The organism is Shewanella psychromarinicola, assembly GCF_003855155.1.
GTDB lineage: Bacteria > Pseudomonadota > Gammaproteobacteria > Enterobacterales > Shewanellaceae > Shewanella > Shewanella psychromarinicola.
The window spans coordinates 2570806-2595887 of record NZ_CP034073.1; the positions used below are offsets into that span (position 1 = coordinate 2570806).

Annotated in this window: 30 protein-coding genes and 1 pseudogene; 10 read left to right on the forward strand and 21 right to left on the reverse strand. The window is 39.3% G+C overall.

Going from position 1 to position 25082, the window contains the following annotated elements; all coding sequences use genetic code 11:
- From EGC80_RS11290 to EGC80_RS11305, 4 genes are all read right to left on the reverse strand, one after another.
- Entirely contained in the window at window positions 1–891 is an 891-nt protein-coding gene (locus EGC80_RS11290) for a phytoene/squalene synthase family protein (RefSeq protein WP_206191855.1), read from the reverse strand.
- On the reverse strand, window positions 892–2391 hold the full coding sequence (gene crtI / locus EGC80_RS11295) for a phytoene desaturase family protein (protein ID WP_233768491.1): 1500 nt from the start codon (window positions 2389–2391) through the stop codon (window positions 892–894). It lies immediately after the preceding gene.
- Entirely contained in the window at window positions 2388–3290 is a 903-nt protein-coding gene (locus tag EGC80_RS11300) for a polyprenyl synthetase family protein (RefSeq protein WP_206191856.1), read from the reverse strand. Before EGC80_RS11300 ends, crtI begins: the two co-directional genes overlap by 4 nt.
- Before the next feature lie 167 nt (window positions 3291–3457).
- On the reverse strand, window positions 3458–4177 hold the full coding sequence (locus tag EGC80_RS11305; RefSeq protein ID WP_124013307.1) for a bacteriorhodopsin-like: 720 nt from the start codon (window positions 4175–4177) through the stop codon (window positions 3458–3460).
- A 655-nt stretch (window positions 4178–4832) separates the two neighbouring features.
- Here EGC80_RS11305 and EGC80_RS22430 point away from each other — a divergent pair.
- Entirely contained in the window at window positions 4833–5003 is a 171-nt protein-coding gene (locus tag EGC80_RS22430) for a hypothetical protein (RefSeq protein ID WP_164839457.1), read from the forward strand.
- A complete protein-coding gene (gene tnpB / locus EGC80_RS22990) occupies window positions 5000–5182 on the forward strand; it encodes an IS66 family insertion sequence element accessory protein TnpB (protein ID WP_124013308.1) in 183 nt (60 codons plus the stop codon). The genes EGC80_RS22430 and tnpB (EGC80_RS22990) overlap by 4 nt, the downstream gene beginning before the upstream one ends.
- Window positions 5183–5687: 505 nt before the next feature.
- Here tnpB (EGC80_RS22990) and EGC80_RS11315 read toward each other — a convergent pair.
- From EGC80_RS11315 to EGC80_RS11330, 4 genes are all read right to left on the reverse strand, one after another.
- Entirely contained in the window at window positions 5688–5924 is a 237-nt protein-coding gene (locus tag EGC80_RS11315) for a hypothetical protein (protein ID WP_124013309.1), read from the reverse strand.
- A 117-nt stretch (window positions 5925–6041) separates the two neighbouring features.
- Window positions 6042–6974 (reverse strand): IS4 family transposase, encoded by a 933-nt coding sequence (locus EGC80_RS11320; RefSeq protein WP_124013310.1) that lies wholly within the window; start codon window positions 6972–6974, stop codon window positions 6042–6044.
- A 191-nt stretch (window positions 6975–7165) separates the two neighbouring features.
- The gene (locus EGC80_RS11325) at window positions 7166–7675 is read right to left on the reverse strand and encodes a site-specific integrase (protein ID WP_233768492.1); all 510 of its coding nucleotides are present in this window, start codon (window positions 7673–7675) and stop codon (window positions 7166–7168) included.
- 227 nt (window positions 7676–7902) lie between these two features.
- A complete protein-coding gene (locus EGC80_RS11330) occupies window positions 7903–8634 on the reverse strand; it encodes a DeoR/GlpR family DNA-binding transcription regulator (RefSeq protein WP_124013311.1) in 732 nt (243 codons plus the stop codon).
- 283 nt (window positions 8635–8917) lie between these two features.
- Between EGC80_RS11330 and rbsK the strand changes: the two genes are divergently transcribed.
- From rbsK to EGC80_RS11355, 5 genes are all read left to right on the forward strand, one after another.
- Entirely contained in the window at window positions 8918–9847 is a 930-nt protein-coding gene (gene rbsK, locus EGC80_RS11335) for a ribokinase (protein ID WP_124013312.1), read from the forward strand.
- 57 nt (window positions 9848–9904) lie between these two features.
- A complete protein-coding gene (gene fucP, locus EGC80_RS11340) occupies window positions 9905–11224 on the forward strand; it encodes an L-fucose:H+ symporter permease (protein WP_124013313.1) in 1320 nt (439 codons plus the stop codon).
- Window positions 11225–11280: 56 nt separating this feature from the next.
- Complete coding sequence (locus EGC80_RS11345; protein ID WP_124013314.1) at window positions 11281–12294, forward strand: DUF4432 family protein; 1014 nt, start codon at window positions 11281–11283, stop codon at window positions 12292–12294.
- A gap of 232 nt (window positions 12295–12526) precedes the next feature.
- A complete protein-coding gene (locus tag EGC80_RS11350; RefSeq protein ID WP_124693475.1) occupies window positions 12527–13075 on the forward strand; it encodes an IS4/Tn5 family transposase DNA-binding protein in 549 nt (182 codons plus the stop codon).
- A complete protein-coding gene (locus EGC80_RS11355; protein ID WP_124013316.1) occupies window positions 13072–13380 on the forward strand; it encodes a hypothetical protein in 309 nt (102 codons plus the stop codon). Before EGC80_RS11350 ends, EGC80_RS11355 begins: the two co-directional genes overlap by 4 nt.
- An 85-nt stretch (window positions 13381–13465) precedes the next feature.
- Here EGC80_RS11355 and EGC80_RS11360 read toward each other — a convergent pair whose 3' ends face one another.
- The 3 genes from EGC80_RS11360 to EGC80_RS11370 all read right to left on the reverse strand — a co-directional run bounded on the left by EGC80_RS11360 (window position 13466) and on the right by EGC80_RS11370 (window position 15850).
- Window positions 13466–15052, reverse strand: coding sequence for an IS66 family transposase (locus EGC80_RS11360; RefSeq protein ID WP_124693476.1), 1587 nt, complete (start codon window positions 15050–15052; stop codon window positions 13466–13468).
- Window positions 15053–15152: 100 nt separating this feature from the next.
- Window positions 15153–15488 carry an IS66 family insertion sequence element accessory protein TnpB gene (tnpB, locus tag EGC80_RS11365; protein WP_164839458.1) on the reverse strand — a complete coding sequence of 112 codons (336 nt, stop codon included), beginning with the start codon at window positions 15486–15488 and terminating at the stop codon, window positions 15153–15155.
- A gap of 50 nt (window positions 15489–15538) precedes the next feature.
- Window positions 15539–15850 (reverse strand): hypothetical protein, encoded by a 312-nt coding sequence (locus EGC80_RS11370; protein WP_124013318.1) that lies wholly within the window; start codon window positions 15848–15850, stop codon window positions 15539–15541.
- Between the two features lie 54 nt (window positions 15851–15904).
- On the opposite strand from EGC80_RS11370, the gene EGC80_RS11375 reads away from it, so the two are divergent.
- Complete coding sequence (locus EGC80_RS11375; protein WP_124013319.1) at window positions 15905–16126, forward strand: site-specific integrase; 222 nt, start codon at window positions 15905–15907, stop codon at window positions 16124–16126.
- 117 nt (window positions 16127–16243) lie between these two features.
- Window positions 16244–16366: pseudogene (locus EGC80_RS22995) on the forward strand (transposase domain-containing protein); the annotation flags it as partial.
- A 35-nt stretch (window positions 16367–16401) separates the two neighbouring features.
- Here the strand turns inward: EGC80_RS22995 and EGC80_RS11385 are convergent.
- From EGC80_RS11385 to EGC80_RS23000, 5 genes are all read right to left on the reverse strand, one after another.
- The gene (locus tag EGC80_RS11385) at window positions 16402–16752 is read right to left on the reverse strand and encodes a response regulator (RefSeq protein ID WP_124013320.1); all 351 of its coding nucleotides are present in this window, start codon (window positions 16750–16752) and stop codon (window positions 16402–16404) included.
- Entirely contained in the window at window positions 16745–17125 is a 381-nt protein-coding gene (locus EGC80_RS11390; protein ID WP_124013321.1) for an Hpt domain-containing protein, read from the reverse strand. The genes EGC80_RS11385 and EGC80_RS11390 overlap by 8 nt, the downstream gene beginning before the upstream one ends.
- On the reverse strand, window positions 17106–18071 hold the full coding sequence (locus tag EGC80_RS11395) for a response regulator (protein WP_124013322.1): 966 nt from the start codon (window positions 18069–18071) through the stop codon (window positions 17106–17108). Before EGC80_RS11395 ends, EGC80_RS11390 begins: the two co-directional genes overlap by 20 nt.
- Before the next feature lie 143 nt (window positions 18072–18214).
- Complete coding sequence (locus tag EGC80_RS11400; RefSeq protein ID WP_124013323.1) at window positions 18215–19066, reverse strand: ATP-binding protein; 852 nt, start codon at window positions 19064–19066, stop codon at window positions 18215–18217.
- 20 nt (window positions 19067–19086) lie between these two features.
- The gene (locus EGC80_RS23000) at window positions 19087–19527 is read right to left on the reverse strand and encodes a response regulator (RefSeq protein WP_124013324.1); all 441 of its coding nucleotides are present in this window, start codon (window positions 19525–19527) and stop codon (window positions 19087–19089) included.
- 72 nt (window positions 19528–19599) lie between these two features.
- On the opposite strand from EGC80_RS23000, the gene EGC80_RS11410 reads away from it, so the two are divergent.
- Window positions 19600–21027, forward strand: a complete 1428-nt coding sequence (locus tag EGC80_RS11410; RefSeq protein WP_124013325.1) for an IS4 family transposase — start codon at window positions 19600–19602, stop codon at window positions 21025–21027.
- A 214-nt stretch (window positions 21028–21241) separates the two neighbouring features.
- Here the strand turns inward: EGC80_RS11410 and EGC80_RS11415 are convergent, their stop codons facing one another.
- The 5 genes from EGC80_RS11415 to EGC80_RS11435 form a co-directional block, all read right to left on the reverse strand.
- Complete coding sequence (locus EGC80_RS11415) at window positions 21242–22168, reverse strand: glutathione S-transferase family protein (protein WP_124013326.1); 927 nt, start codon at window positions 22166–22168, stop codon at window positions 21242–21244.
- Window positions 22169–22272: 104 nt separating this feature from the next.
- The gene (locus EGC80_RS11420; RefSeq protein ID WP_124013327.1) at window positions 22273–22710 is read right to left on the reverse strand and encodes a hypothetical protein; all 438 of its coding nucleotides are present in this window, start codon (window positions 22708–22710) and stop codon (window positions 22273–22275) included.
- Window positions 22711–22727: 17 nt separating this feature from the next.
- Window positions 22728–23405 carry a cyclic nucleotide-binding domain-containing protein gene (locus EGC80_RS11425; RefSeq protein WP_124013328.1) on the reverse strand — a complete coding sequence of 226 codons (678 nt, stop codon included), beginning with the start codon at window positions 23403–23405 and terminating at the stop codon, window positions 22728–22730.
- Window positions 23406–23771: 366 nt separating this feature from the next.
- Entirely contained in the window at window positions 23772–24398 is a 627-nt protein-coding gene (locus tag EGC80_RS11430; protein ID WP_124013329.1) for a TorD/DmsD family molecular chaperone, read from the reverse strand.
- Window positions 24399–24446: 48 nt separating this feature from the next.
- Window positions 24447–25082, reverse strand: coding sequence for a DMSO/selenate family reductase complex B subunit (locus EGC80_RS11435; protein ID WP_124013330.1), 636 nt, complete (start codon window positions 25080–25082; stop codon window positions 24447–24449).

Sequence of the window (25082 nt, forward strand, 5' to 3'; positions counted from 1 at the left end):
TTATACCCCCTTTAAATGTCGATGCAATTGCTTGTTATGAGACGGCACTTTTGTGGGTATTAAATCTACAATACTGCGCAAACTTAATAAGGCTTTCTTTGGCGTCGCGACATAAACTCTACCATGCCACCAACAAAAATCACGTTCCCTTAGTGATATACCAATTTGCCGATAAACGCGTAAGGCGACAGTAATTGAAAAACGCGACCGAAAGGGCAGCAATTGGATGCCAAGTAGAGCGCTTTCATAGTAATCCTCGGCAAGATCGAGTATACGCTTAATGGCTAAAGCGACAGGCTCATGACATGTGGCATTCATACCAGCAATTTCAGAAGCCGTTAAGTTTACCCAGCACGCCGGCAGGTAACGGCGTGCCATCTGAGCATCTTCTAAGACGTCTCGAGCAATATTGGTCAACTGCATTGCAATACCAAGGTCTATAGCAAAGCTTTCTGCACGTTGTTCTTTACAGTTTAGCACTCGGCACATCATAATCCCTACGGTCCCTGCAACGGCATAACAATAGCGCAGTAATTCTGCTTCACTCTCAAAAGTAGTTGGCGTTTGATCACTCAACATACCATCTAGTAATTCAGTTGCCGCTGTAAGAGGGATATTATGCTTGGCGGCCAGATTTAAAAAAGCGTCTATTTCAGAACTTGCAGGTTGATTATGGCCATTGAGGCAGGCGCGAATGTTCTCTAGTAATGCTTGACGGTCTGGAATATCTCCATCTGCTAAGTCGTCAACAAAGCGGCAAAATTTGTAAAGTTGCGCAGCACTGTTAGCTAAGTTGGAACCAAGAAATAGGCTGGCCCAATAAAATGATTTGCCATGACGAGCCATTAATTTTTTTGATGATATATTATCTGACTGCGAATTATCCATCATCTATCCGCCCGATCCAACTTCAACGCCTGTCAGTAATTCTTCTACTACTTTCGCAGAGCTTATAACACCGGGAAGACCTGCACCTGGGTGAGTACCGGCGCCGACAAAGTAAAGATTAGAAATAGCGCTATCGCGGTTATGAAATCGGAACCAAGCTGATTGGGTAAGTCGTGGTTCAATAGAGAAACCTGCACCATGCATAGAACGATAGTCCTTAGCAAAATCCTCTGGAGTCATCCAAAATACTTCCTCAATTACAGATGAGAGCTCAGGTAATATAGTCTCTTCTAGTGCCTTAACAATACGATCGCGCAATACTTCTGCTTGGGTGCTCCAATCTACGTTACCTTGTAAATTAGGTACCGGACATAAGACATAAAAAGATTCACATCCCTCTGGCGCAAAACTTTTATCTGTCGCAGTAGGGCGATGTACATACAAACTAAAATCTTCACTCATCTTTTTATCATCGAAAATTTCGGAGAGTAACTCTTTAAAACGAGGACCCATCCAAATGCTGTGATGAGCTACATCTGGATATAATTTTTTAGTACCAAAATAAAGCACATAAAGCCCCATGCTATACTGTTTCTTAATTTTGGGCAGGCTAAGTTTGATTTTAGGCAGTAGATGTCGATAGCAAGTCTCAGGATCTCCAGCAAAAACCACTAAGTCAGCATTAATTGTCTGGTTGTTATTCAGTCGAACTCCAGTAGCAGTATTGTTGGTAACAATAATTTCATCTACATCAGCATTGAGTAAAATATCGATACTCTGGCGCTCCATAAGTGCACCTAATTCATCAACCAACTTTCCGGTGCCACCCATACAGAAAAATACCCCCCAGCGGCGTTCTAGGTAATGAATTAAGGTGTAAATAGCTGTAGTTTTAAACGGGTTTCCACCCACCAATAAAGGATGTATTGAAAATGCTTGGCGTATCAAAGGATGCTTTAAATGATTATTTACCATCTGTGAAACAGTTTTGTAACATTCTAAGATCAGCAGAGCGGGGATCTGTCTGACCATATCCCAAACATGGGTAAAAGGCCTGTGAACAAGTTTTTTGAACGCTACGTCATAAACCTTTTTAGATTTATCTAGAAGCTTTAAATAGCCATCTGCGTCTTCGGGACTAAAGCGTCTTATCTCAGTTAGCGTATCTTCGATACTAGCGCAATAGTCAAATTGGCTGCCGTCGGCAAAATGAAAGCGATAGAAAGGATCCAAAGGAACAAATTCTAAGTGTTCCTCAATTTTTTCATCAAAGAGTTCAAATAACTCATCGAATAAAAAAGGTGCGGTTATAACCGTTGGACCCGCATCATGGCGATACCCACCACGCTCAAAGACCTGAGCCCTACCACCTAAACTATCGAGTCGCTCAAGTAATGTTACCTGATACCCTAAAGCTCTTAGCCTTAAAGCAGTAGCTATGCCAGCGAAACCTGCACCAATCACTACTGCTGTTTTATCGGTTACCTTTATTTTTGAATTCAACCGGACCACCCCTGATATTTAATCACTATTTTTTGTTTTACTGATGCAACCAATCCACAAGCCACTGGCTGAAGTTGGGTGGGCAACCGATTAACAAGCAGCTCTGCTTTTACTAACCAGTAATCAACAAATTCATTAGCTTGTAGAATCGCTTCACTCGAGGCGATACGTCGTTGCCAATGCGTTAATAACAAATTATCGCTGGACATGTACCAGGCATTAAAATTATCTCGACCTAGAGCTTCTTGAGCGAATAAGCTAATGACCAAGTTGGGTTTTCGCCCGTCTAGATCACTTGATCGATGGCTTGATGGCACAATATCATCGATGTCGTTACGACCTTGATAAGCAAGACCACAGAAACCCACTAGGGTTTCTAGAGATTTTAAACTGTCTAAATTGCTACTGAAGCCTGCGGCTAAAGCAGCTCCTTTAATTGGAGCAATTAGAAGCGGTGCTGTTTTACCTTTAGCAATTCGTTGCCACTCGTCTAATTCAGCACACTGACGCTGAGTGATATCTGATATTTGACCACTACATGTTTCCTGCATAGATTGGGCAAGTAGTCCGACAAGTGGACCGCCGTAACCACTATTTCTAGAAGCTAGCTCAAAAGCTTTAGCGACCATCCAATCACCCAAACATAAAGCCATATCAGAACCGAAATGCTTATTAATACTTTCTTGACCGCGCCGATGAGTACTAGAGTCGCTAATATCATCGTGTATTAGTGATGCGTTATGCAATAGCTCGCAAGCTGCTGCCCAATGTAAATTGTCATGCTCGTTTAGACCTAGTGCTGCACCACTTGATAATGCAAGCTGCGCTCGAAAAGATTTCCCTGGATTTTTAAAATGATATCTAGCTGCCTCAGTTAGACGACTGTTTGAATTTGGCATTTCATCCTTATAAAAGGCATCCAAGTTTTTCAATGTTAGAACATTATTTGTGTTTGTTGGGAACATTATTAGTACCCTTAAAATATGTAACCTATAAATGATTACTTTATTATTTTACTTTTTAAAAAGGAGAGTCAGAAATCGACTCTCCCAATTTTTTAGTCTATCTAGCTTGTTTTAATCGATGATGCTTGTTTTGAGTCTGTGTCAGCGACTGCCGCTGCCCAGATAACAACACCAAAAGCTATTTTGTTCCAGAAGTCGGCTACGTTATAAATAATATTCATAGTACCGGCGTCTGCGCCATTCGTGAAATAACCCACAAAATAACCTAGTGGATAAATAGCCCAACCAACTGTGACCAGAAGCGTCATTGTTTTATAGGCTTTTTGTACATGAGGATTTGCTAATCCAGCATTAATCCGGCTTGCTTCACCTTTAAATATTTCCCAGATTATGAAGCCCCAAGCTGCCATTGATGGCCAAAATGCTATTTTCGCACTCATTAATCCGGTTTCACCAGCGTAACCGAAGCCCAACATAACAATAGAACCGATAAGTAAACGCCAGAAAACACCAGCAGGAACTTTAGCAACTGCAGATAGAATCAAATAAAACTCTACCATCAGTAGTGGTACGGTCAACAACCAGTCAATGTATCGAAATGCTGTTGGTGATTCACCGGTAGCGACCCAAACATCGCGCATGTAAAAATAATGCACTGCCGCAATTAGCGTAACAAGCCCTGACACAGTCAGGGATGTTTTCCATTTGCCTGCCACGCGGTCGCGCTCAACAAAGAAAAAAGCTGTGGCAGCAACAAGTGCCATAGATATTAGCCAAAAAGACATACCGACTGTATCGCCGGAAGATAAGTTGTGTGTCATTTAAAACCTCTGCAAATAAAGCGTGAATATTATTTTTAGTGTCAAAATGTCCACTACAAGATGACATATGACACTTGTTTTTTATCTGTTTCAGAATCTATCTTTTAGATAAAAACTAAATATCTGACCTATAATTTCATTACCCTTAAAATATATTAAATCATCATACTTAAGTGGTATGAGCCTAAAGATGTGTTTCATACGGAAGAAGTGTTAAAAAAGTTTAACTTATAGAGTGATTATTTTTAACTTTGTATATTAATCTACATCAGTAAATATAAGTCATTGATAATATTTGTTAAAAAAATTACTTTAAGGGTTGGTTTGTTTAAGATAAATTGAAATTTTCATTAAAGCGGTTAATTTGGTCTAAAAAATATAAGTAATAGCATTAAAATAATGGCTATTTTTCGTAAATAGTGTAAAGCCTGATGCAATATAAGAAGGAAAAGCCGGTTATTCGTAAGCGGTCAATTAACTCCACATACCAATAAGAATAAGACTTTGTCATAGTACTTTCTCACAAAGGAGGCACTATGAATCAACCCTAAAAACATGACCACTGGACTCAAATGCTCACTGAGTTCAAACAAAGCCAATTACCCATCAAGCAATTTTATTCTGAACGGTAAATCAACTATCAAACGCTTCACAATTGGGTCAAAAACTCAATGCAAAAGAGACCAAGCAGCAGGTTCAGCCTATTGTCTTTGAACATGGTGGCACCAATGTTGTGGTGCTGTCATTGCCTAATGGTATTCGCGTTGAATTCCCTTCAACACTCAGTCAAACTCAAATTAACCATTGGGTTGCAGCGCGACTATGACACCGACAGGCAATGTTTATTTAGTGTCAAGTGTCACGGATATGCGAAAATCGATTGATGGATTATCATTAATTGTCTCGGACAGGGTGGCTATGACAACTTCGAGTACATTTCTATTTCGTCGCTACTTAAAAGCACTAAGAACAGATATGCTCGCGCTTTTGTTAAGAGTGAAGTAGATGAGTTCGATCTTACACATTTCATCGATTTTAATATGGGTATTATCATTCGAGCTCTGGAAAGTTTCACAACGTTTATGCAGAAGAAAATTGAACAGATTGAGAGAACTAGGTTGGACCTGTATAAGTCTCCATACTTTAGAGAGTTTAAACACGCACACATCACGATTATTAAGAAGGCACTCGAAGACGCAGGGCGGGAATTCACAGTTAAGGAATGGCAGACATAGTTCAATGTTACGGCAGCAGCTTCCAGAGGCTATCTGGATAAGTTAGTAGATCTGAACTTACTAATTAAGAGCAAAGAGAAAGGTAGTAGACAGTACAAATATTTAGCGTCACGAAATTTGAAAGAGAGGTTGAAAATTTATTGATGTAATCATACAACTGTGTGGTCGCACGCTAAATTCATCATACTTATGTGAGCTTACGGCAGCATAGTTCAACTTCTATCTTTTAAACCACATTCATATGTAGGTACGTAAGCCTGTTTTTTGAACAATGCTTAAATATCCACCAGTGAAATTACACCAAATTGATAAAGTCCATCCTTTAAATCTCGCTTCGGATGGGCTCGTTTACATAGCTTAGCGATCATATCAATGGATTCACGCAGTACTTCTTTAAGTGATACGCCCACGCTAATTTTTTCTACCATTAACGATAGCCAATGCGGGGCAGTTCGTGCCGTTTTTTGTGTCGATATCAAGCATGATTTCAATGCTTCTGTACTGTAAGCCATTAATCGCTTGAGCAAAACCGTAATAAAACTCGCATAAATAAGTATGGTGACAATAGGTTTATTCTCTGTACTGAATATCTTTAGGTTGCAATACGATTTTAACTCTTTAAAGAGTCATTATATTTGCCATCTCAGGCGATATAATTCAACAACATCTGAGGCTGGCACTGTTTCTCCGGCTAGATTGGTAACCAAATAGCCAATACGTTTTTTCTTTTTATACCAAAAGGCGATCACACGAAAATCAAAGTCATATCCCGACCAGCGGACGCTTAAATCTAGTGTGCTATTTTTATTCTTTAATTTTAACGTGTTAAGTTTTTTTCCCACGGCAGATTTTATGATTTTTCCTTGAACATTATAAGCTGCTTTAACGATAAGATTAATACTACAAGCAGCTTGAGTGATGGTATAACCGCCTTGTTGCTCAATGCTGATTATCTTTTTTCGATCAAAATAACCTGCATCCGTCAGTAATAACATACCGTTTAATGATGTAGCTTTGGGCGCGTGCGGCCTTTCTGTCTCGGTATCTGCACCGATGGATAAATAATCGATGCTGCCGCTTAATAGATCCATAGTAACGTGAAGTTCAATCGCAGCGGGGAAGCGCTTCTTAAAGCGGCCAGGATATGTTTCCTGTAAGCCATCATGTACTTGAAATGAACAACCATCATGTAATTTTATCTTTGAAAATAGGAACTTAGCGCCTGTTGGTAGTGATGTGAGCTTGAGTGATTGAAGTACCCATTGCTGCATTATGTTTTCAAAACAGCTTTTAAAAAACTCACTACATTGAGGCTTTTTGAGCTGATTATGAAAGAGTTTGTAGTTAATTGGCATACCACTAATACGTTGATAATTACGATGGATATCAGCTAGGTTAGTTTTTGATTGGCAGTCTAAAGTATTGGTGATTGAGAGTAATAACTTCAGGGGGTTGATCTGACGAGCACGCAGTATAAATTTCTTTTCTCTGGCTAAATGAAATAGTTTTTTAGCGTTAAAAATAGTGCTTATTTTTTCTGTTAATAATGTAAGGTTCGTCATCTTCGTGTTTCAGTTACTTTTTAGTTTTGGCGAACCAATAAGATCATAAATGAGGCACGAAGACACCTTTTTCATGCTAAATATTGATAAATATTCTGACCGACCCCTTAAGATCCTACATATGAATGTATCTTAAGTTATTAAAAAATAATAATAAAAAATCACATTGATAGTGATATTTATCACACTCTTTATTCTCTATCCCTAGCAGCCAATACTTCTGCATGACTGGCATAAATAGCCGTCATAGAGAGACTGATGTGCTTAAACTGGTGTTTCAAAGCAGCCAGAGACACTAAGCCATTTCCCACAACAAAATGAGCAATGGTTCGTCTCAGTGAGTGAGTTGAAAAATGCCAGTAAAATTTGCCATTTCCTCGCTCTCTAATAGGATTGTATTTAGAGGGCACAACTGGATTCAGCAAGCGATACACCTCATCCATTTCATCGGGTTCATATGTAATATCACGGTGTTTCGAATAAAACTTTAATAGTTCGCCAAGATTTGATGTATTTAACACCACATCTTTCAATTGACGGTAAATGTTGTTACCACCCCTGCCATCAAAGCGAAATCGTGGAGAGCAGTGAATATCTCCTTTTCTTGAGCGATATTGGTCATTAAGCACAGTTAAGACCTTCAGTGCCTTTTTACAGATGAGCGCACACGCCCACGCATCTTCTCTTGGTAATTTCTCCAACTTGCGAGTCCATGAGCGCAAGGTACAGAGCTTCAAACCGTCAAGGTCAATTTCTTTGTAAGACGTAGATTCCATTGCCTACAATTGATTGGTGTTGTGCAACAAAAACAGGGTAAATGTTCAGTACAATAATGTGGGGGGGGGGTGGCATTTACGTGTAAAGCTAAACTCATTGTTGGATAGAATAAGTTTGGATAACCCTAATTTAAGCAATGGTTGGACATCAATTAAAGTGTGCCTCCCCCTTGGCTAACCACAGGGTTTGACGTATTTTCAAATGAGATGAAGTAGTTGAATACACCTACCTCACAGACACTAAATTTTGATACGGTATCAAGTGATTCGTTTGAACAAACTAAGTACTTTTCAATCGTCCTACTCAACACACTTTTTGCGACGCTTGCGCAATATTCAGTTTCTACTGTTGCACCAAATTCGTCATGTAACCCATTGGGCGTTAAAAAAGATTTGCTATACACCATTGATTTCAGAATGTCATTGTTATGCGAGATAAAAACGTCATTGAGGTCGTCATAGCTTCCGCCCAAAAGTACGGGTTTACAGTTTGGCTTGGATTTCAAAAACATGAATGTGTTTAGCGATGTTGTTACACCCGTAAATGAAACGTCTTGGTTAATCATGTCTATTAGTTGACCATTGTATTTTCCGCTGTCAAAAAAAACTACATCTTCAGAAAAAATCAACTCAGAAATCAACTTAGTACTTTCTTCCATGCTACTGGAAGCCTCCACGTTCAATATATTTTTATTGGTTTCTTTTCTGACATAGCCGCCATAAGACTCTATACCAAAATTCGAAGCATAGTCAGAGTTAAGGTCTCGTCGAACAGTCATCTCAGATACCTCTAGGAGTCTAACCAGCTCTTTAATATGAATTTTATCTTGGTGGTCTAAACAAGACATCATTCTTCTTAGCCGCTCTAACCGCTTGGAAATCATTTTTCAGCCTTAAAATATATCTGCAATTCTCATTCATACAATACTGACATGTTAAATGTATTAACAAATGTGATCTATGGTTTTGTGACTGAACGCATTAAAATAATAAATTGTTATAATTATAACATTAATGAGTGACGTGTATCACGCCATATCACGCTTTTATGTGTATTATCTGTTGCCATAAACACAGTAAAGCGAACATAATATCACTTAATGTTCGTATGATAACAGTGCGGATTAAGATAATAATATATGTTTGAATAATAACATGGGGCGTGACATGAAGAAAATTGCAGTTATAGGTTCAACCAACGTAGATTTAATTACTTACGTTGATAGATTACCTAAAGAGGGTGAAACACTAGAAGCACCGGCTTTTCGTATTGGCCGTGGCGGTAAGGGGGCAAATCAAGCGGTGGCGATTGCTAAGCTGGGATCCAATGTGGTGATGCTCTCTAAAGTGGGTGACGATACATTCGCTGACACTTGCATTCAGAACTTTCAATCATACGGTATCGATACTAAGTATGTGATTAAAGTGCCTCATAGCAGCACGGGTGTAGCCCCCATATTCGTAAATACTACGACGTCACAAAACTCAATTCTTATTGTTAAGGGTGCAAATAACTTCCTTAAACCTGAAGATATCGACAGAGCCGAAAAAACCCTTAAAGATGTCGACTTGATTGTACTTCAATTAGAAGTTCCACTAGAAACTGTCTATTACGCAATCGATTTTGGTAACAAATACGGTATCAAGGTTCTGTTAAATCCTGCTCCTGCAGTGCCAGAACTATCAATTGATTACGCCTGTAAATGTGATTTTTTCATTCCAAACGAAACAGAACTAGAGATCTTAACCGGTAAACCTGTCTCTACCATCGACGAGATTAAACAAGCTTCGAAAGTACTGTTAGATAAAGGGCTAAAGAACCTTATTGTTACCTTGGGTTCACAAGGTTCTTTATGGTTCTCCAAAGACGGTATCGAAAAAATGATCGAGCCACTTAAGGTTGATGCGATGGATAGCAGCGGCGCAGGGGATGCATTTATTGGTTGTTTCTCTCATTTCTACTGCAATACCGGTGATGTAGAAACATCAATGAAAAAAGCATCGGTGTTCGCCGGGTTGAGCGTTACAGAAAAAGGCACACAGTCTTCATATCCAAGCATTGAACAATTCGACGAGTTTGTCGCAACGCATTGCTAATCAATCCCCAAATTCTAATAAAGATTGAGACCAATAACTAAATAACAAAGGAATGATATGTTTATTAAAAATAATACCAAACAACATAAAGATGGTTATTTGGATAAAACGCCTATTTTTCAATTTATCCTATTATCAATGGTGTTCCCATTATGGGCTGCGGCTGCGGCACTTAACGACATTCTTATTACTCAATTTAAGTCTATTTTTGAATTATCAAACTTCGCATCAGCATTAGTTCAATCAGCATTCTATGGTGGTTATTTTTTGATTGCGATTCCTGCATCTATGGTTATCAAGAAATCATCTTATAAATTAGCCATCTTAATTGGTTTAGTTCTGTATATTGGCGGTTGCATGATGTTCTATCCTGCATCAACGGCTGCCACCTATACAATGTTCCTTGCTGCAATTTTCTGTATTGCGATTGGTTTATCATTTCTGGAAACGTCTTGTAATACCTACTCTTCAATGATTGGAGAGCCACAACGTGCCACATTGCGTCTAAATATCTCTCAAACGTTTAATGCACTTGGTTATATCGTGGGCATACTCATGGGTAAATACTTGGTTTTTCAAGAAGGTGTAAACATTGGTGAAATGATGCAAACCCTATCTGGAACAGAGCTAGAACTGTTTAAACAGCAAGTGCTACAACACACGTTAACGCCTTACAAATGGCTGGTGGGTGTATTGGTGGTTATCTCTGTTTTGATTGCCATCACTGAGTTTCCTAGCTGTAAACCAAGAGCTGAAGGTAAAACTAAACAGCCCTCTTTTGGTGAAACAATTAAATATCTGTCAACTAACAAGCGCTTTAAAAATGGTATTGTTACTCAGTTTGCTTACGTAGGTATGCAAGTTGCTGTGTGGAGTTTTACCATTCGTCTAGCACTCGAAATGGGCAACATGACAGAGCGCGATGCGGCAAACTACTTGGCATACGCATTTGTGGCTTATTTCATCGGTAAATGTGTTGCCAACTACCTTATGACCAAAATAACACAAGAAAACGTGCTACTAGGTTATTCTGTTATCGGAATAGCGTGTCTGCTTTATGTGTCTTTTGCTCCAGACTTTAGTGCGGTATGGGTTGCTGTTTTTGTATCGGCTTTATTTGGTCCGGGTTGGGCGACTATCTTCGCGTCAACATTGCAATCGGTAGAAACAAAATATACCGAAACAGCCGGTGCGATTGTTGTTATGTCCATTATTGGTGGTGCTGTAATGCCTGCTATTCAAGGGTTACTTGCTGACCATGTGGGAATGCAGCAATCCTTTATCGTTAACGTCATTTGTTTCGGGGTGATTTTCTCTTACTTTGCCACTGAAAAGAAACACAAAGCAACGTTAGCACTGGCTAGACAACACGCGTAAAAAGTCAATAATGACCATCTGTAATAGGGTGGTCATTTTCTTTAAAGGAAAACATCATGTTTACTATTCCTCTACACAAAGATCATTTCAAAAAAGAAAAAACCAACGTTATCAAATCAGACGATTTTGAAATCAACACTTTTATTTATAATTCAGGCGTTCACGCTGTTGAGATGAAGAACAGTCAAGGCCATTTGGTTATTTTGCCTTTTATGGGGCAAATGATTTGGGACGCCGAGTTTCTGGGTGTTGATTTATGCATGAAAAATGCCTTTAACGAACCCAAGGTTGCCGATCAGATTGTTAATACTTACGGTTGCTACTCATTTCATGCGGGTTTACTTCGAATGGGTTGCCCAACACCACAAGATGATCATGTCCTTCACGGTGAATTCCCGTGCGCATCAATGGACTATGCCTGGTTAATGGTTGATGAAAATAGCATAACACTAGCGGGATCTTATGAATACATCATGGGCTTTGGTGATCATTACATCGCAACACCAACAGTGTTGCTCCAAAAAAACGCGGGTATTTTTGACATTACGATGACGGTCCAAAATCTTGCCACCACAAAAATGCCGTTACAATACATGTGTCATACTAACGCTGCTTTCTTCGAGGGAGCAGTGATGACGCAGAACATTCCAGATTCAGCGATTAAACTTCGTGAAAGTGTTCCTGCACACGTTCATCCAACCAAACAGTGGTCCGTTTACAATGATAGCTTGAAACATTCGGCACCGATCAGTGTGTTGGAGAACAAGGAAATGTATGATCCTGAAATTGTTTATTGTATGGACGACTTATCTACACATGTAGATATTGCTAAGTTCGAAATGATCATTTCAGACCACCATAAGCTTACAACTGAATTTAATACGGCAGAGTTTAATAGTGCAACACGCTGGATTCTGTTTAACGGTGACCAGTCTGTCGGTGCCAATGTTTTACCTGCAACCTGTCGTCCAGAAGGGTTTATATCAGCAACAGAAAAAGGCACGGTTATTTACTTAGAACCTAACGAAGTGCGGACTTTTAAAGTAACAAAAGCCATCGTTAAGATGTAATACATCAACGTTTTAATTGTATCAGCCTGAGGCTCTTGCTGTTCGACATAACCGCTCTTAGATAAACATTGAATTACCACCCTTATCACCAATCAAGAGGCCTAGATTACTCTAGGCCTCAATTCTCCGAGTCCCCCTGTGTCAGGATCTGACTCTTATACACAAATAAATTAGGCTTCAATTGAACTTTATTTATATCAGTCGATCAGATCAGTTATAACGAAAACACCGATTGAATTTAATTATGATGCTGATAAAAGACACTGAAGAATGGGCTAGTCATTTGTTTAAACATGCTGAATTAGGTGATGTACGGCGCACTAAACGCCTGATAAAAATAAGTCATCAAATGGCGAGTAACATAGGAAGTTATATTGTGAACGCGTCTGGCTCACAGGCCTCTATTGAAGGCGCATATCGCTTTCTTCGTAATGATAAAGTTGACGCTGATAACATCGCTACCGCCGGTTTGAATTCGCTGTTACCTGCACTAACACTGTCAAATACAATCCTTGCGCTAGAAGATACATCAACATTGTGTTACCGACACAATTTGACTAAAGAGCTCGGACATACTGGCGCATATAAACAAAGCTCTTCTAAAGGGATGTTAGCGCACACTGTCCTTATGGTCGATGCAGAAACAGAGCATACTATTGGCTTGGGTGCACAGCATCGTTGGTGCAGAAAGATGAAAACTTTGGTACTGCTAACGACAGAAAACGCCGCAAGTACGAAACGAAAGAAAGTTATAAATGGCAACGCTCGTCGGAAGAAATGAGTACCCGATTTGCAGATATGATGGATAATATCATAAGCGTTTGTGATCGAGAAGCTGATATGTTTGAGTATATTGATTATAAAACAACAAATAATCAACGGTTTGTAGTGAGAGCCAAGCATGAGCGGGTTGTGAATACAGACGGCGATAAACTAAGTCCCTACATTGAAAATCAATCTAGTGAAGCTTCATATTCGGTTAAGATAAAGCAAAAAGGAGGCCGAAAAGCACGCATTGCAAAAGTAGCCGTACGTTATGCTTACATTACTATTTATCCGCCTAAAAGTGAGCTTACGGCAGTATAGCGTGACAACATCAATTTACAGGCACAGCTTGACCTAGGCGGTTAAGCCTACGTTAATCTGTTTAGGTGGGGTTTATCTAAATGACTTAACTTTTGGTGATATAATTCCACGGTAAGTCATTTTCTGGGTGGGCTTTTACCTGCGCACTTTCCTGCTGTAATGTGGTGAAGTAATCAAAGACATTAATACCCGCTTCACTTGCCGTTGCGATAACTGAGGTAACCACATCACCAATCGTTGCCCCCAGTAATGTTTTGTGGAACATCGCATTTTTTCTGTCTCGCACGATGATTTTTAGCATCGATTCTATACGGTTATTATCGATTTTCACGCCTTTCATGCTGCAAAAATAACGGAGGCCAACATAGTGTTTAAGGAAATAGCGGATTGCTTTGCCCAGACCACTATTTTCTTCGACCGTTTCATTCGCGATATGCGCTTCGCCCCATGATTTAATGTCTTCCATGATGGGCAATGAGTGAGCCTGATGATAAGCAAGCCTAGCCACAGGGGATAGTTTTTCGCTTTTAGCAAAATCATCATTCCCCCATATTTCGCCATAGCGTTTGAGCACATACGCAACTTCCTCAGGAAAATGATTAATCACATCGACAAATTGTCGTCTGGCGTGGCTGTTACACAGTGACATTGTTGCCTCTCTTGCCGTGGGACGATTACTCGGTAATGCATCACTCATGATGACGGGCTTATCACATAACTGACTGCGTTTATGCAAAATGCTGTCAATGAATTCACCTGCGTGGCCGATGTTGGTTTCAAACAAGACGATGGTATTATTATCTTTCAGTGTGGCGATAACCCCAGAGGTATAAATACCGCTACGCAGTCGTGTTTTATCGCTATTGCGGACGGCTTTCTCGACCGGTTTAGCGTCCAAAATGCGGTGCGTCGTGTCATCCAGATAATAATGTTCGGCGTCTGAGGCTACATTAAAAAGCTGCTGGTACACAGGGTAAATATCATTACAAACCCGCTCAACTTGGTCAAAGACCGTTGAAGTGGTAATTTTTACCCCCAGTAGCTTTTGAATACTGCACTGACGATAAAAAGGCAATCCTGCAAAGTATTTATAAATGGCCATCAATGACCGCGCAGAGTAACCATACTTTTGCTGGCTTTCACCATCGACTAAGACGTCATCCGGCAGAGGCGCACTGAAATAAGCACCGCAAGTATTACAGCGAAGACGCTCCATCACATGCTGCTCAGGCTTGAACGGGCTTTGCCCTGTAATACGCAGTAAGCTACCAGGCTCAGTTTTATACACTTTACCGGTTAAGCACTCCGTACAGGTATCACCTTTAGCCACATCTGTCATTGCGTGAACGATAACGACGGGCTTAACAGGTGTAAAACCTTCACCTTCATCGTGTTGACGGTTTTTGCTTTTCTTACCGGATGCTCTCGCTTGCTTAAGTACGCTGGCAAGCTTTTCAGATGACTTTTCAATACCCAACAATTTTCGCAGTTTATGCACTGTGACATCATGGTGGGCTAACCGGTCTTGCATGCTCGCTAACGTCAGCAACGCATCAAGTAATAACTGACAATCCTCTGGACTTAACGCGAGGTTGTTCTCTTTGGCCTCACTGACTCGCGATATCAACGATTCAAGTGCGGGTCCATCAATATCGGTAAAGGGTTTACTCACGGTTTATCCACATCGTTTAGGCTGAAATCGAGGTTGCTGGGGGAAGGGTTATGATCCGATAACATTAACAATCAAGCACTAATATTGCTGTTTTTTTGACTTAAATAAGATCGTGTTTTTGCCACATTGGATCGCAGTTCAGCAACAGCTGCCGTAACTGTTTGGCGATGAACGGTTCAATATTTTGGCTTGAATCAGGCCAATGTAAAAACCTGCCTTTTGATAATCGTTTGGTCATCAACCAAAAACCGGTGCCGTCATACGATGATGCACGGACCATGGTTTTATTGCGGTTAATAAAGACGAACACCGAGCCAGAGCGAGGGTTAGCGGATAATTTATAGCGGCATAGTGCCGCTAAGCCATCAATCCCCTGACGAAAGTCGGCAGGTGCAATAGCGATTAATATATGCTTATCAGCAGTCAGATGTATCACGATTTCAACGCCCTGATCAGCGAAATAAGGGTCTGTGGATCGTCAATGCCTTATAAAGACATCGTATCTCCCTGAAAGAACTTGAGCTCTACGTTAAAAGTTGTTTGCGTAGACGGTGCTAAAATGGGTAGGTGCACAAACTGGGGGTTATTTACAGGAGGGCTAATGCTATTTCGCCACTGTTTAAGCTGGCTGCCACTTATCCGTAGCACGGATGTTATTTTGCTAGAAGAATAATGTTCGAGTAATCCAACGGCTTGTTCACGTAATGTATTTGGGGTTGGTACCTGACGGCCATTTCTGTTGCTACGCCAGCACTCAAAAGCAGTGGAGAGTGTCGATAATAGGTCTGAATTTGACATGATTGCATCCTGATTATTGAGTAGCGATCATTAAATCAGTTTACAAGATAGAAGTTGAACTATGCTGCCGTAAGCTCACTGCTTAGCGCCGGTGTTGATACCACGGTAATAGCGATGTGGCTTGGACATGAATCTACACAAACGACACAAAGATACTTACATGCTCATATGGCACTGAAGGAAGCGGCATTAGCGAAAGTAGCGCCATTTAATAAGCACAGTGATCTTCACTATAAACCGAGCGATAAGTTGTTAGGTTTTCTCACCAGCCTGTAGTTCTAGGATTAAACTATGCCGAATAGAAACTGGATCCTTACAGTTAAATGACAGTAATACCAGCACACTTATGAAATTGGGCAGCATGTGTTCGGCATAGTTTTTCTTTTGTTATAAACCGCCAAAGCCAACGGCTTAATCCCTTTCGATTACATCGAACACTGTCTGGAACAACTATCGTACGCTAACTGCGATCTCAATAAGCTCTTACCCTGGAATATAACTCTAGCCAAGGCGTAGTTCACCGGACTCTCACTAGATAGTTCACATAACGTTTATATTAAAGTTAACAAACAATCCAACAATAGCACTTTGGTGAAAGGTTTTTGTAAAGTAGCATCAATTATCGTTGTCGAAATAAGTCCTTGTGCGGAGTAGGGGTCACCACTGATCAGCACTCGCTTAATACGGGGAAGTTGTTGTTGAAGTTGCAGTAAGATTTCTGTACCAGTGACCTCTGGCATCTGTTGATCAACAGCAATAATATCTAACTCATTAAGTCCTGGATGTTCAAATAGTTGACGACTATCTGACAAGGTATAGCATTGAAATATTGAGTTCCTCAACATTCGCAGATAGGCGTCTAGAACGTATGGTTCATCGTCTACAAATAGTATCTTAGGCATCAGACACTAAATATGTGCTTAATACAACGTTAATTTGAGCTTCTAACACAGGCCAGTGAACTGATATCTCAAACATTAGTTGTGCAACTGCTACCTCTTGTTTAGCTTTAGCGGCTAGCTCTAATTGATGGCTAAGCGAGGCTAAACGTACTACGCCAGTAAGACCACAAATACTTCTTAAACTATGTGCCCCGGCAGACACCGCAGATAAGTCATCTGCTAAAAACGATTGCTGTAAAGCTTTAAGGTACAGTTTAGCAGCTTGAGAAAAACCCGATAGTGTCGCAACAATGGTACCAGAACTATCATCATCGTAAATATCAGTTAAAACTTGTAGATTAAATATCGTTAGGTCATCTTTTTTCATTGTCATCTGAATCGTCCGCTTTTTGGATTAATGGCCTGTTGCACGTTTGCATCCACCACAAAGCTAGTTTTTTTAGCAATGCTAAAACTTGGTTATTATGTTTTAAATTGACTGAGGCTACTTCAGCCATTATAGTTTGGAGATTATATAAACATATCTGAAATGCGCCCCAAAACTCAGGCCGATCCTCAAATTGCTGAAGATTTTTTACAATGTGCTCCAAATAATCTGCGGAGGCACATGCACGTTTACGTGCTGTATGTGCCGTAATAAGCTGGCCATTATCAATGAATACATTATTAAAATAACTAATGGTAAAAGCCAAATTTTTTAGTCGCCGATCCAATTGATGATAACCCGTTGTAACACCTTCTGGCCAACATAAGAAATCATTATTATCTACTGTGCTAACGGCTCCATCCAGATTTTGATTAATTTCTAATATTTTTTCCTCAAGTTCCAGTACTATTGATACACTCCGCTTTCCACCTTTTTTCGAAACGTTAAGCTCTGTTAGTTTCTCCATTAAGTCTACATAATAGCTGACGGGTTGTATAAATTTCTCACATTGTAAATGCTCTAGGATTTTGTTTTTCAGCTTTACGGCTGAAATAGGTTTAACTAAAAAATCATTCACATCAAATAAGATACATTGCTGGATTACATCTTTATAGCTGTTAACGGAAAGAACCAAAATTGGAATGTCATGGGCTGTTTGGCTAAAAGCACCGCATCTAATCTTGGACAGGAGATCAATGCCACTTGCATTTTTTAATTCAATATCAGTGATCAATAGATCAATAACTTCAGACTCTAAGATATCTTCTGCTGTTTTGTAATAAAGCGATTTAAAAGCGCTACAGCCTTGGATTTCATTGGTAACGCCATATAAAAAATTGCACATTAAAACAACATCGTCGACTAATAGAACATTAAAGTTTTTAATCAGCATAAGTCAAGGCCGTCCTTATTTCAGCTACTCTAGCTGCTGGGGGTAGCAAATAATGGTAAAATATAATGTTTAATTTTACCATTGAATACCTTTCTTAATATTATGGCATTACAACTTAAATACTGTTTTATATAGCTATTTTTTTAGGTGGCGTCATCAATAACATGTTGAGATACATTGCCTATAGGCAGTTTGACGGTAAAGCAACTGCCGATGCCAGGTTCACTTATGACTTCAAGTACCCCTAAATGTTTATCTATAATCTTGCGAGATAAAGCGAGCCCAAGGCCCATGCCTTGATCTTTGGCTTTAGTTGTATAGAACGGCTGAAAAATCTGCTCTAATTTATTTTGTGGTATACCAGACCCGTTATCCTTCACGCTAAACCAGACCCAATGCTCGTCACTACCAGTATTTATTGTTATTATCCCACGTGTATCGGATGCTTGAGCCGCATTTAATAACAAATTGAGGAGCACTTGGTTTACTTGTGATGGAACACATCGGACAAGCGGTAAGTCAGAAAAAACTTTTTGCACTTCAGCTCTATATTTCAGCTCATTGTCAATCAGATTCAGCGTGCTATGGATACCTAAATGTAAATCGATTTCAATAAATTCGGCATCATCAAGATGGGAGAAATCTTTAAGATCGCTTATTATTTCAATAACTCGGTTTAATCCATCTCCCGACTGGGCTAATAGTGTTGGTAAATCCTGCTTTATATACTCAAAATCATACTGTTGCTTTAAATTATGAGCTTGGTCTATTGGCAGCAGTTCACTTATCTGTTGAACCAACATCATAAGATTACCGGTATATTCATTTAGGGAAACTAGATTTGAAGCAACATAACCAATGGGGTTATTAATCTCATGGGCGACACCTGCCGTTAGCTGGCCTAAAGATGCTAATTTTTCATATTGCATTAATTGCTCAGTCAACTGCTCAACTTTCAGTCTAAGCCCCTCAATTTCTATTTGATCTACTTGCATGTATACCCACTTATTATTTACTATTTCCGCTTACTCTGTTGTTGATACAACCAGAATGCGGCTATTACCTCTTTTCTGAAGTTATCATCGTGCCAAGGTTTAGTAATAAACTTATGAATAGATCCGTGATTAATAGCATCTGTAATTGACCGAAGATCGGTATATCCAGATAATACTAATCGAATCGTATCTGGGTACATTTCCTTCACTCGACTAAAAAATTCAGTCCCACTCATTTCTGGCATTCTTTGATCGGACACGATTACCTGTACGTTGTGCAAGGCCATTAGATCAAATGCTTCCATTGCAGAATGACAAGTAAAAATATTAAAAGACTCCTTGCGCAAAATTCGCTTAAGCGAATGCAAGATATTATCTTCGTCATCAACAAGTAAAAGGTTTTGTTTTTCAACATCTGCATCGGAGCTTCTAGCAGGTAAGTAGCTGACTCTTCTACACAAGTATAAAAAATATTGAACTTCTGGGGTGAACTGTGATCAGATCAAGTAACTTCAGTTACTTAGAGAAAAACCATGTCAATATTCAACGCAGAGCAATGGTCATACAATCACTTTAAAAACGGTTCATTTGGTGACTCGCGTCGCACTGACCGTGTCATCGAAGTCGCTGCCGACATGGCGCGTTGTGGCGGTAAGTCAATCGCTTTATCATGTCGAGGTAATGAAGCTAAAGTTGAAGGGGCTTATCGATTGATCCGTAATTACAACATTTCTCCAGAAGTGATTAGCGCTTCTGGTTTTCAACATACTGCAGAGCTTGCCCAGCCCTATGCTGAGATATTAGCCATTGATGACACCACTGCGTTGAGTTACAAACATCAAGTAGCACAAGAGCTTGGCAAACTGGGGACGACGACAGATAAATCACGTGGTTGGTGGGTTCATTCAACCCTGCTATTAGACAGCTTCACGACTCAGACTATCGGGCTCATTCATCAAGAATACTGGCTTCGTCCTAATAATCCTGAAGATGCTGACGAAAAAGAAAGTGGTAAGTGGTCAGAAGCCTCCTATTTCTGCCGTCAACGCTTGGGAGACATCATGTCACGGGTCATTTCAGTGTGTGATAGAGAAGCAGACATACTGAGTTATATTCAAGATAAACAGAAGCATAATGAACGTTTCGTTGTTCGAGCGAAACATTCTAGAGCGCTGATAGAGACTAACTCTACGTTATTTGAACATCTTGAATCACAAGCCGAACGGGGTGAATACACTATCGATATCGCCCAGAAAGGGACAAAAAATAGTAAAGGGAAGCCTGTAAACCGCGTGGCAAGAAAAGCCAAGCTAACAATTAAAGTGGCACAGGTTACGTTCAAAACGAAAGGTGAGACTAAGCCAGTAAACGTGGTGTACGCTCAAGAAAAAACATCAAAAAGCGTTACTGAGCCGTTGCGCTGGGTGCTATTAACAACAGAGCCAATCGATACGTTAATTCAAGCACTTCATATTATTGATATTTACACAGCAAGATGGCGAATTGAGGATTTTCATAAAGCATGGAAAACGGGTGCAGGAGCTGAGCGCCAAAGAATGACAGAGCCTAAGAACTTAGAAAGAGCGGTTTCAATCTTAGCTTTTATCGGCGTGCGTTTACTGCAACTCAGAGAAGCCATCACCCTCCCTTATTATTTACGTAAAAAAGGGCTGGTTGAGGAGGCCAAAGCAGTGGAGGCTCAACGCTGTGACACGGTACTCGAAAAAGATGAATGGAAGGTGCTGATGCGGTTTAATAAGCCTAGAGGGCATAAAGATAAAGGCGCGCCGAGTCTGAAATGGGCGTATCACTCAATCGCAAAGTTGGGTGGTTTCACCGATACCAAACGAACAGGGATCGCAAGCTGGACGGCGGTTTGGGAAGGTTGGAGTACATTACAGTCTCATGTTGTAGGCTACCGAGTCGCGAGAGAAATGATTGCTGATGGCGAGAGCTTATGAGATCTGATCAAGAGACAGGGTGTGTTGCGCCATTACCTTTTCGATACAAGAAATTTCTACATTTGAAGTCATTTTTTCAGGGGAGGATTACCACAGCGATGGATACAAGCTATCTAGAAGCGGTATTGTTACAGAGAAGCAACACCGCTAAGCAATAATTGAACACTTATGCTCTTGTCGTGAGTATAATAGGAAGTGATATTTAAAGACTGAATTAGGAGGTTAATTTAATTTGGTAACCAATTCGTGGGAAATGAACATAAACTTCCCCTGCACGCTCATCATTTCGCTTAATAGCGACCTCATCAGTCAATGATAAGACTAGTTCACCGATAACCGGAACTAATCCATAATCGATAGGCTGCACCGTCACCAAATCACCATATTTTAAGCCGTCTAGCTCCAAAAACTCATATTCTTCATTGCTGGTCCATTCTGCTAATCTAGCTTCATCAATAGCATCTTGACCTGTAATGTTTTCAAAAGTACCATGCCCGATTGCTGTCATAGAGTCCAGCCATCTCAACAATGCAGGGTAGGGCACTAAATGCGACCGACCAACCGCATTATTATTGATAAACCACAGGCAGTGATATACCGAAAAATCAGCAATGGTGAGTTGTTGACCAAGAAGATACGGACCACAATTTAGTAACTGTTGTTCAAAATGTTGTAAAAAAATAGGTAATTGAGACTGTATTATTTTGGGAGTATGAGCGCCTCGCCATAAGTCTTCCCGGTCTTTTACCAGAGCAGCTACGACAGGAGGTGGTATATCTTTCGTCAAGTCAGCAAAACCCTCAGGTGAAAAAACCAAAGATACTACAAGAGCAAAGAGATGTTGATCGGCCCATTGTGCAATGATATTGGCACTCGCAACGAGATCCTTCGGATAGAGTGTTTTCTCAGGAGCATATTTATCTATTACACGAGATATTAAGCGAGTGTCACAATATACATGCGCTCCTTGCTGCAAAACAGGAGTCTTACGATAACCTCCTGTCAGAGCGGTTAAGTCTGGCTTAGGCATGATAATAGGTATTGTCACTGCTCTATATGATAAACCTTTAAATCCTAATATTGTGCGTATTTTTTCAGCAAATGGAGAAGGCTGATAATGATGTAATATGAAATTGCTCATGATATTTCCTTATAGTAACAAATATTAAATGGTGATTTACTATTTAAGCTAGTCATAGATTATTTGAAGTCAAACCCTCTTATATTTATAAAATCCATTAGAAATTATTTAAACATATTATTAGATGTTTTTTTCGAGATCTTACATTGCGATATATACAAATTAAATATCCCGTTTATAATCGGAAAGTATGCATTTTGATAAGGATGTAATATATGCCATTTTACTGTTCTTTCGAGCTCAACACCTATAGACAAAGATAAAGATTCATACTGATTTAAACTGTTTAGGTTACACTCATTTAATATTTTAATGATATACATGAAATAAAGCTCTATAACTAAAGATGCATCACTTATTTCCTTAAATGCTATGTAATTTATTTCCGAAAAACACGAAGAAACGACTATGTTGTTTAGTTCTTCTATAGAGATATTCCCAGTAAAAAAACTTTTTATCTTCCCGTCTCGATAGAGAAAACCATTGGCGATTTTAATTAAATCTGATTTCAGATATATTTCTTTCATCAAAAAACGTTCCATAATATACTCTTTAAAGACTAGGCAGTTATACAGCATGGTTTATAATATCTCTTGAAAAGATCCTTATCAATTCGTTGTAATAGAATGTCTTTATTCAATATATATATTTTACCTACCTTCTTTATGACAACACCTTCAACCTCTAACCGATAAACTACCTTATTTGCATATTGCCGGGTACATCCTGTCACCCTGCTCAATAAATCAACCGTAATAAAGTTTTTCTCTATTACGCTGCAATTAGATGTACAGTAAATTAAAATAAAAAACTCAATATAGTATTCCGCACTTAGCACCGTTCTAAGTAGAGCCAGTTCACGAGAATAGGATATAAAAAAGTCATATATCCGATCTATAAGAATATCCATTTCGCTAGAAAATGAGGCTAACTCATTATTTTTTCTTGGTATTACAAATATAGAAGTATCAGTTAATGCTTCATATCGCATATTCTCATTTTTAAGATGTTTATCTATTTTTTTATACGGAATAACTGTGCCAGGAGTAAATAAGCTCGCGCAAATTTCGTAATCTTTAGCAAAATCAAAAAACTCACCAACAAGACCGTGATCTATAGAGGCCAAATAAGTTTGCTCATGCTTTAATTCAAGCAGATCTCCTTTCTGTAGATCTACTTTGAAAATATTTTTCACTAAGATATCAATGTCCAAGTGAGGTATTGACCATGATTCCATTAAATTTCTTAACGTATATATGCACATATAAGCACCATTAAGTATTAGCATTATGATTGCGCACAACTGAGTTGCGCGCAATCTATTTGAGTAATATACATCACAGTAATTGCTCCTGTATATCTTAATAGGTAACTTATGTGATCAGCATCACTCAAATAATTATACGCATCGAAATTCGAAACATATAATAACTAAGGTGCCTATCATAGTGAAAATGCATGATTGATCAATAACGGCTCAATGTGATGACGGAGCACTAGATTGCATTAATGGACTGTTATTTTATCAGAAAGCACACTAATAATGATTATTTATCAAGCATATTTGGGTGAAACCGTTAATATGTTGCCTTGAGAGTTTAAACTATGCATACCAGTGCACTTGTTCAACGTCGATCTCAAGCTCCTCCTCCCAATAATTTACATACTGCTCTGCTAAAGCGGCAATTGATTGATAGAATTCCGTAATCGCTCTAGTCTTCATCAGATAGATAAATCGATAGAACCATGGTAATAAATGTTCCCTCATTAACTCAACTACGTTATCAAGGTTATAGTCAGTACAAGCTTTCTCAAATAAAACCGATAGAACACTGAATATAACTCCTATGTGGTCTAGTGGTTCATTAACTTCCAGCTCAACGGAAACATTACTTTTTCTGCAGAACTCTTTGAATCTCAATGTGGATTCACCAAACATTAGATTATCTTGATCCGTATAAACAGAACCCCATGGATATGCTAATTTTTTTTCGCTTCCTATAAATAATCTAAAAAAGTCTGATTTAACAGAATCAAAACTTTCATTTTCGACGCTATCTCTAAGTTTTTTTAATACTTTTTTTTGCTTATTCGAATATTCAGGCCACATTACTTCAAATTTATTTTCTTTAAGTATATCTATAATATCTTGAGATGGTCTTTTATAAAACAATGTAGAAAATAATTTGCAGCATGCTGCAGACATCATATAATCTTGTTCTGGTTGCATTTTTTAACCTCGGAAAAATCCGCCAAAACTTCGGCGGATTATCTATTTTTATACTTCAGTAATATTGGCTATATTGCCATCGGTACTACCAGTTCCACGCCCAACTCGACTTCTAGTAATAAGTAAACTAGGAGTAGTAATTGATGGATCTGGTAGAGGTGCAATATCTCCTCTAGTAGCATTTGGATATTTGGCCTTCAACTCATCCATTACTCCAAAATCAAGAGCACGCTGAGGACAACCGGCTACGCATCGAGGTTTCTCTCCTCGGCTAACTTCATCCTCACAACCATCACATTTTGTCATGACTTTCCGTACAGGATCCATTTGGGGAGCGTCATAAGGACAAGCTCTTGAACAGCTACCACATCCAATACACAAGCTAGCCTCAATTTTTACTAAGCCGTTACTACTTTGCTTATGGCAAGCCCCTGTTGGGCATGCTTTTACACAAACAGGCTCAGAGCAATGATTACATCCTATTGATACATAATAGGCAAAAACACTGCTAGATACTGTGTTGTCGCTATTTTCGGTTACAGAGCCACCAACATACTCATAAACTCTCCTTGTATTCTGGGTTGGTTTTGCATCAAATTTTGATTTACAAATAATATCGCAGGCTTTACATCCACTACATTTGCTACTATCGAAATGGAAACCTAATTGGAAACTATCAGCCAT

Bases quoted from the DNA above. Each gene is read 5' to 3' on its own strand.
- EGC80_RS11290 (WP_206191855.1), bottom strand. From the start codon at position 891: ATGATGGATAATTCGCAGTCAGATAATATATCATCAAAAAAATTAATG.
- EGC80_RS11300 (WP_206191856.1), bottom strand. From the start codon at position 3,290: ATGCCAAATTCAAACAGTCGTCTAACTGAGGCAGCTAGATATCATTTT.
- EGC80_RS11305 (WP_124013307.1), bottom strand. From the start codon at position 4,177: ATGACACACAACTTATCTTCCGGCGATACAGTCGGTATGTCTTTTTGG.
- tnpB (WP_124013308.1), top strand. From the start codon at position 5,000: ATGACACCGACAGGCAATGTTTATTTAGTGTCAAGTGTCACGGATATG.
- EGC80_RS11315 (WP_124013309.1), bottom strand. From the start codon at position 5,924: ATGGCTTACAGTACAGAAGCATTGAAATCATGCTTGATATCGACACAA.
- EGC80_RS11320 (WP_124013310.1), bottom strand. From the start codon at position 6,974: ATGACGAACCTTACATTATTAACAGAAAAAATAAGCACTATTTTTAAC.
- EGC80_RS11330 (WP_124013311.1), bottom strand. From the start codon at position 8,634: ATGATTTCCAAGCGGTTAGAGCGGCTAAGAAGAATGATGTCTTGTTTA.
- rbsK (WP_124013312.1), top strand. From the start codon at position 8,918: ATGAAGAAAATTGCAGTTATAGGTTCAACCAACGTAGATTTAATTACT.
- fucP (WP_124013313.1), top strand. From the start codon at position 9,905: ATGTTTATTAAAAATAATACCAAACAACATAAAGATGGTTATTTGGAT.
- EGC80_RS11345 (WP_124013314.1), top strand. From the start codon at position 11,281: ATGTTTACTATTCCTCTACACAAAGATCATTTCAAAAAAGAAAAAACC.
- EGC80_RS11355 (WP_124013316.1), top strand. From the start codon at position 13,072: ATGAGTACCCGATTTGCAGATATGATGGATAATATCATAAGCGTTTGT.
- EGC80_RS11370 (WP_124013318.1), bottom strand. From the start codon at position 15,850: ATGTCAAATTCAGACCTATTATCGACACTCTCCACTGCTTTTGAGTGC.
- EGC80_RS11385 (WP_124013320.1), bottom strand. From the start codon at position 16,752: ATGCCTAAGATACTATTTGTAGACGATGAACCATACGTTCTAGACGCC.
- EGC80_RS11390 (WP_124013321.1), bottom strand. From the start codon at position 17,125: ATGACAATGAAAAAAGATGACCTAACGATATTTAATCTACAAGTTTTA.
- EGC80_RS11395 (WP_124013322.1), bottom strand. From the start codon at position 18,071: ATGCTGATTAAAAACTTTAATGTTCTATTAGTCGACGATGTTGTTTTA.
- EGC80_RS11400 (WP_124013323.1), bottom strand. From the start codon at position 19,066: ATGCAAGTAGATCAAATAGAAATTGAGGGGCTTAGACTGAAAGTTGAG.
- EGC80_RS11410 (WP_124013325.1), top strand. From the start codon at position 19,600: ATGTCAATATTCAACGCAGAGCAATGGTCATACAATCACTTTAAAAAC.
- EGC80_RS11415 (WP_124013326.1), bottom strand. From the start codon at position 22,168: ATGAGCAATTTCATATTACATCATTATCAGCCTTCTCCATTTGCTGAA.
- EGC80_RS11420 (WP_124013327.1), bottom strand. From the start codon at position 22,710: ATGGAACGTTTTTTGATGAAAGAAATATATCTGAAATCAGATTTAATT.
- EGC80_RS11425 (WP_124013328.1), bottom strand. From the start codon at position 23,405: ATGGAATCATGGTCAATACCTCACTTGGACATTGATATCTTAGTGAAA.
- EGC80_RS11430 (WP_124013329.1), bottom strand. From the start codon at position 24,398: ATGCAACCAGAACAAGATTATATGATGTCTGCAGCATGCTGCAAATTA.
- EGC80_RS11435 (WP_124013330.1), bottom strand. From the start codon at position 25,082: ATGGCTGATAGTTTCCAATTAGGTTTCCATTTCGATAGTAGCAAATGT.